Origin of the sequence: Flavivirga aquimarina (assembly GCF_030540835.1) — a bacterium.
Lineage (GTDB): Bacteria > Bacteroidota > Bacteroidia > Flavobacteriales > Flavobacteriaceae > Flavivirga > Flavivirga aquimarina.
Map to the genome: position 1 here is coordinate 1 of NZ_JAUOEK010000085.1, position 343 is coordinate 343.

Consider the following 343-nt stretch of genomic DNA (forward strand, 5'->3'; position numbering starts at 1 on the left):
GCTTTAATTTCAATAAAAGAAATCAAAGACGGAAGGGTTGAACTATAAGTATGGATAAGAAAATACACAACCATAAATATCTTGAACAACGCAGAAAAGAACTGCGAAAAAATTTAACATCCGCAGAAGCAACATTATGGACACTTTTACAGAAGAAGCAACTCAAAGGAAGAAAGTTTAGAAGACAACACAGTATTGAAAACTATATTGTGGATTTTTATTGTGCATCAGAAAAACTGATTATAGAATTAGATGGAGCCTATCATCTTGATTTTGCTCAGCAAAATTATGATTATGAAAGGACAAGAATTTTAAACGACCTTGGGTTTAAAGTACTTAGATT

The 343-nt window shown here is 31.2% G+C and carries 1 protein-coding gene; it reads left to right on the plus strand.

Annotation, left to right across the window (positions count from 1 at the left end):
- Nucleotides 1-50 precede the first annotated feature (50 nt).
- Nucleotides 51-343: endonuclease domain-containing protein (locus Q4Q35_RS07965; protein WP_303277436.1), on the plus strand; the 293-nt coding region annotated here is incomplete at its 3' end.